The following is a 6244-nucleotide window of genomic DNA, read 5'->3' on the forward strand; positions in this document are numbered from 1 at the left end:
AAAGGAGAGTCTTTACACCCACGAGTGGAGGAAACAGCTATGGATATGGTCACCCTTGGCAGCACCGGCATCACGGTGAACAAAAATGGCTTCGGCGCACTGCCCATCCAGCGCATCTCGCAGGAAGATGCCGTCTATCTGGCCCGCAAGGCTTACAAGGCAGGCATCCGCTTTTTTGATACCGCCCGCGCCTACACCGACAGCGAGGTGAAGCTGGGCGAAGCCTTTGACGGCATCCGCACGGAAGTGTATATCGCCACCAAAACGGCAGCGCAGAACGCAGAGGACTTTTGGAAGGATCTGCACACCTCACTCACCAATCTGCGCACCGATTACATTGACCTGTACCAGTTCCACAATCCCGCATTCTGCCCGAAGCCAGGCGACGGCTCCGGCCTCTACGAGGCTATGCAGGAGGCCAAAACCAAGGGCATAATCCGGCATATCGGCATCACCAACCACCGCCTGAAGGTGGCCCACGAGGCCATTGACAGCGGTTTGTACGAGACGCTGCAGTTCCCGTTCAGCTATATCTCCGGTGAGCAGGAGCTGGAATTGGTGAACAAGTGCAAGGCGGCAAATATGGGCTTTATCGCCATGAAGGGCCTGTCCGGTGGACTGATCACCAACAGCGCCGCAGCCTATGCCTTTGAGGCGCAGTTCGATGGAGTTCTGCCCATCTGGGGCGTGCAGCGTGAAAGGGAACTGGACGAGTTCCTCTCCTATATCGACAACCCGCCGCGCATGACCGACGACATCCGTGCCGTCATTGAGGGGGATCGTGCCGAGCTGTGCGGCGAGTTCTGCCGCGGCTGCGGCTATTGTATGCCCTGCCCGGCAGGCATCGAGATCAACAACTGCGCCCGCATGAGCCTGCTGCTGCGGCGTTCGCCCTCGGCAGAGCATCTCAGCCCCGCAGGTCAGGCCAAGATGAAAAAGATCGAGGGCTGCCTGCACTGCAACCGGTGCAAGGCCAAGTGCCCATATGGTCTGGATACCCCCGCCCTGCTGGCCCGCAACTATGAGGATTACAAGCGCGTTCTGGCCGGTGAAGTAAAAGTTCAGTAACACAAAAGCTCCTGCCCATTCAGACAGGAGCTTTTGTGCTTTATGCGGCAGCTTTTGGCTGCTCAAAAATCCTCATCGATTCCTTATAGCAGTGTGCGAAGTACACGATCTCGGCAAGGGCGGTCAGCGCCCAGCTGCAGGGGTACAGTGCGTACAGCGAGGGAATGGTGTGAAAGTGCGCGAAGATGGTGTATACCCAGATCACCCGGAACACGCAGGAACCCATTACCACAATAATGGTGGGCACCACAGTCTTGCCAAGTCCGCGGGAAGCGGCGATGGTGCAATCCATAAAGGCGGAGATGCAGTAGGCAAAGCCCATCACGCCCACGCGTTTCATGCCGGCATCAATGACGGCGCTCTCGGTGGTGAACAGGGCAAGGAAGGTGCGGCCAAAGAGGAACAGGCTTCCGCCCAGGATCAGGCCCACACCAAAGGAGTAGGCCAGACTGATGAAATAACTCTTCTTTACGCGGTCCGGCTTGCCAGCGCCGTAGTTCTGGCTCATAAAGCTTGCACAGGCCATATAGAATGCGGCCATGCAGTCGTAGATCATGGCATCGGCATTGGCGGCGGCGCTGTTGCCCTTGACCATGAGAGAGTCGAAGGAGTTGACCCCTGCCTGAATGAACAGGTTTGCAATGGCGAAAATGGCATTCTGGAAACCGGCCGGAAGACCAAGGCCCAGAATGCTCTTTGTTGTGGCAGGGTCCAGATGCAGCTTTTTGGTGTCCAGCACGTAGCAGTCCTGCACTTTGGTCAAAGCGTGCAGGATCAGCCCGGCAGAGGCGCACTGCGAAATGGCACTGGCCAGCGCCACGCCCATGACGCTTAACTGGCACACGATGACAAAGAACAGGTTCAGTGCAATGTTCAGTGCGCCCGCAATGGACAGGTACATCAGCGGCTTTTTGGTGTCGCCGATGGCGCTGAACACAGCGTTGCCGAAGTTGTACAAGGCCAGAGCGGGCATACCAAGGAAGTACACCCGCAGGTACAGGATGGCACCGGGCAGCAGGTCGTCCTTGGTGTTCAGCAGCCGCAGCATGAAGGGGGAACCCAGCAGGCCGACGAACAGCAGCACCACACCCGCGATCAGGCTGACGATGGCGGCGGAGTGGACAGTCTTTTCCACATCGTGCTCGTGCCGTGCACCGTAGAAGCGGGCCACCAGCACGTTGATGCCGCCGCTCAGGCCGATCAGGAAGCCGGTGAACAGGCTGACGAGGATGCTGGTGGAACCCACCGCGCCCAGCGCTGTAGAGCCTGCAAACCGGCCTACCACGGCCACGTCCGACATGTTGAACAGCACCTGCAGCAGGTTGGAAAGCGCCAGCGGCAGACTGACCAGAAAGATCTGTTTGGCCAGAGGGCCTTCGGTCAGTGTTTTGGTATTTGATTTCATGTTCTCTTTTTATCCTTTAACCTAAACCGTGCCCGCGCACACCGGGGCACACCCTCTATTATATGGGCCGCTGCGGCTTTTGCAAGATAGCATCGACATTTCATATTTGATTTTTTTGTGTGGCTGTGCTATACTACTTTACACCGATGAAATAAATATGTGCGATCGTAGCTCAGCTGGATAGAGCGTTCGGCTCCGACCCGGAAGGCCAGAGGTTCGAATCCTCCCGGTCGCACCAAGAATCCCCGACACACTTTCGTGTGCCGGGGATTCTTTTTGTGCGATCGGGAGGATTCGAACAGCAACGACGACGACCGCAGCCAGCGGCTGAAACAGGGAGGAGTTGTTGGGGCCGCGTTCTGATTTTTCAAAGCCCTGCCAAGGGGCTGCAGAAAAATCAGCAAACGCAACCCGTCAGGCCCTGCACAGCAGGGCAAGCAATCAGCCCAGCGGGCTGTTGCTTAGTGCGCGGTTCCCAGCGTGTAGGAATGTCTAACAACAGGCTGCGATTTACGGTGCGCCGGGAGGATTCGAACAAGGCGGCGGCGCGCAGCGCCGCAAGCAAAGCCACAGCGCGGCTTTGCTTAGCCTGCGGTTGCCAACCTGTAGGAATGTCTAACAAGAGGACTACTGTTCATCCGGGGAAAAATCGAACTGTCCTGAAACCCGTAAAACACATTCGTGTTCTGGTTTTTCTTTTTTCAGTGCGTCGGGAGGATTCGAGTTATCCTTTTTTGTTTTTCATCCAGATGCGGTACAGCCCGTCTGTGATGAGGGTCTCCCGGTATAGAATGGGGGTGCAGCATGCTTCCCGGATGGGAATGGGCAGATTGCCGGTGGCATAGAATGCTGTCTGCGGGCCAAGCTCTGCGCAGAAACGTTCCGCCAGACCGTCCAGCAGGCTGGCGGTGCCCAGTACAAAGCCGTTCTGCAGGCAGGAAGAGGTGCTCTTGCCCAGAATGGATGCAGGAGCCTTTGCGGCAAGGTCGATCTGCGGCAGCTGAGCGGTGTTCTTTACCAGTGCGCTCAGCGAGAGCTGCGGCCCGGGCAGGATCACTCCGCCCACAAGCTCCTGCTTGGCATTGACTGCCATCATGGAGATAGCGGTGTCGGCTGAGATCACCACCAGCGGCCCGGAACACTCTGCCAGTGCAGCAACAGCACCGCATAAAAGCTCGGCGCCCAGCTGGGCGGGGTTGTCCAGCCGAAGCTTGATGCCGCTTTTCAGGCCGGGGCCGACCGTCAGGATGCGCGCATTGCAGAGGATGCGCAAAGCGGAAAGAACCCGGCCGCTCAGCACGGGCACTACACTGCCCAGAATACCGCCTTCAATTTGTGCCGGCGATGCACCGTGCAGAGAGAGCAGATTCACCAGACGGATGGCGTATTCGTCCACCGTTGCGGCGGTATCAGAGTGCAGCCGTCCACAAAAACGCAGAGTATCCTGCTCGTAGCCGCCCACGGTGATGTGGGTGTTGCCAATGTTGACGGTGAGTATCATAAAACAAAGCCCTCCTCTGCAGCGCAATATAATGTATATATAATATAATAGCGCGCCCGCCGCGGATACTGACACAGGACATGGCGCTTCTCCCTGATAGAATAAGTATAGCTACCTTACACAGGATGCTGGGGGATGATTCCATAATACGTTCTGCCCGCCGCCTTGTCAAGAAAAAGGCACGCCCTGAAACGGGTGAAAAACAGGGAGATCCTTTATTCTGCAAAGAAAATGGAAAAAATCCGTCAAAAAGTGTTGACAAGGAGGCAGGGGTGTGGTATTATACTTGAGCGCCAAGCGCTGAGGCAAAAGAATGACTTCCGAAGCCTCAGCAGGAAGCCCTTGAAAAGAACCAATAGACGCTGAAAACACCAGTTGACACTGAGATGCTTGAAGTGTTCCAAGTTCAGAAAGTTCAAAAGCTTCTAAAAAATAAGGCTTGACAAAAAACCACTTCAGTGGTACAATGAACAGGTCGTCAGCCGCAAGGCTGAGGCGCTACAGGACCTTGAAAATTGAACAATATCGAAAAACTTGTAAGGAACCTTTTAAGTGTTTGGAAAAACACTAAAAACAATTCCAAAAGTAATTCACACAGGACGCAAGCGATTGCGTGCTGAGCGAACAAGATTTAACACTTTTAAGTGATAAATATCATTTATAAAGAGTTTGATCCTGGCTCAGGACGAACGCTGGCGGCGCGCCTAACACATGCAAGTCGAACGAGCGAGAGAGAGCTTGCTTTCTCGAGCGAGTGGCGAACGGGTGAGTAACGCGTGAGGAACCTGCCTCAAAGAGGGGGACAACAGTTGGAAACGACTGCTAATACCGCATAAGCCCACGGTGCCGCATGGAACAGAGGGAAAAGGAGCAATCCGCTTTGAGATGGCCTCGCGTCCGATTAGCTAGTTGGTGAGGTAACGGCCCACCAAGGCAACGATCGGTAGCCGGACTGAGAGGTTGAACGGCCACATTGGGACTGAGACACGGCCCAGACTCCTACGGGAGGCAGCAGTGGGGAATATTGCACAATGGGGGAAACCCTGATGCAGCGACGCCGCGTGGAGGAAGAAGGTCTTCGGATTGTAAACTCCTGTTGTTGGGGAAGATAATGACGGTACCCAACAAGGAAGTGACGGCTAACTACGTGCCAGCAGCCGCGGTAAAACGTAGGTCACAAGCGTTGTCCGGAATTACTGGGTGTAAAGGGAGCGCAGGCGGGAAGACAAGTTGGAAGTGAAATCTATGGGCTCAACCCATAAACTGCTTTCAAAACTGTTTTTCTTGAGTAGTGCAGAGGTAGGCGGAATTCCCGGTGTAGCGGTGGAATGCGTAGATATCGGGAGGAACACCAGTGGCGAAGGCGGCCTACTGGGCACCAACTGACGCTGAGGCTCGAAAGTGTGGGTAGCAAACAGGATTAGATACCCTGGTAGTCCACACCGTAAACGATGATTACTAGGTGTTGGAGGATTGACCCCTTCAGTGCCGCAGTTAACACAATAAGTAATCCACCTGGGGAGTACGACCGCAAGGTTGAAACTCAAAGGAATTGACGGGGGCCCGCACAAGCAGTGGAGTATGTGGTTTAATTCGACGCAACGCGAAGAACCTTACCAAGTCTTGACATCCCTTGACAGGCATAGAAATATGTAATCTCTTCGGAGCAAGGAGACAGGTGGTGCATGGTTGTCGTCAGCTCGTGTCGTGAGATGTTGGGTTAAGTCCCGCAACGAGCGCAACCCTTATGGTCAGTTACTACGCAAGAGGACTCTGGCCAGACTGCCGTTGACAAAACGGAGGAAGGTGGGGATGACGTCAAATCATCATGCCCTTTATGACTTGGGCTACACACGTACTACAATGGCGTTAAACAAAGAGAAGCAAGACCGCGAGGTGGAGCAAAACTCAGAAACAACGTCCCAGTTCGGACTGCAGGCTGCAACTCGCCTGCACGAAGTCGGAATTGCTAGTAATCGTGGATCAGCATGCCACGGTGAATACGTTCCCGGGCCTTGTACACACCGCCCGTCACACCATGAGAGCCGGGGGGACCCGAAGTCGGTAGTCTAACCGCAAGGAGGACGCCGCCGAAGGTAAAACTGGTGATTGGGGTGAAGTCGTAACAAGGTAGCCGTAGGAGAACCTGCGGCTGGATCACCTCCTTTCTAAGGAGTCAGGCGAAAGAGCGACATCGAAGATGGAGATCTTTCGGACAGGTAACAAACGAGAAGAGTAGATATTGTTCGATTTTGAGGGCCCTGAAAAGG

3 protein-coding genes, 1 tRNA gene and 1 rRNA gene are annotated in these 6244 nt (G+C 55.0%); 3 read left to right on the top strand and 2 right to left on the bottom strand.

The features are described from left to right. Nucleotides 1–39 precede the first annotated feature (39 nt). Complete coding sequence (locus GKG36_RS08820; protein ID WP_154260263.1) at nt 40–1068, top strand: aldo/keto reductase; 1029 nt, start codon at nt 40–42, stop codon at nt 1066–1068. A gap of 40 nt (nt 1069–1108) precedes the next feature. Here the strand turns inward: GKG36_RS08820 and GKG36_RS08825 are convergent, their stop codons facing one another. Then, nucleotides 1109–2473, bottom strand: a complete 1365-nt coding sequence (locus GKG36_RS08825) for an MATE family efflux transporter (RefSeq protein ID WP_154260265.1) — start codon at nt 2471–2473, stop codon at nt 1109–1111. A gap of 161 nt (nt 2474–2634) precedes the next feature. On the opposite strand from GKG36_RS08825, the gene GKG36_RS08830 reads away from it, so the two are divergent. Continuing rightward, a tRNA-Arg gene (locus GKG36_RS08830) sits at nt 2635–2711 on the top strand. Nucleotides 2712–3197: 486 nt separating this feature from the next. Here the strand turns inward: GKG36_RS08830 and GKG36_RS08835 are convergent. Continuing rightward, nucleotides 3198–3974, bottom strand: a complete 777-nt coding sequence (locus tag GKG36_RS08835) for a type III pantothenate kinase (protein WP_044953371.1) — start codon at nt 3972–3974, stop codon at nt 3198–3200. Between the two features lie 657 nt (nt 3975–4631). Between GKG36_RS08835 and GKG36_RS08840 the strand changes: the two genes are divergently transcribed. Beyond that, a 16S ribosomal RNA gene (locus tag GKG36_RS08840) occupies nt 4632–6142 on the top strand. Nucleotides 6143–6244 lie beyond the last annotated feature (102 nt).

The sequence above is a fragment of the Faecalibacterium sp. BIOML-A1 genome (genome assembly GCF_009679715.1).
Lineage (GTDB): Bacteria > Bacillota > Clostridia > Oscillospirales > Ruminococcaceae > Faecalibacterium > Faecalibacterium taiwanense.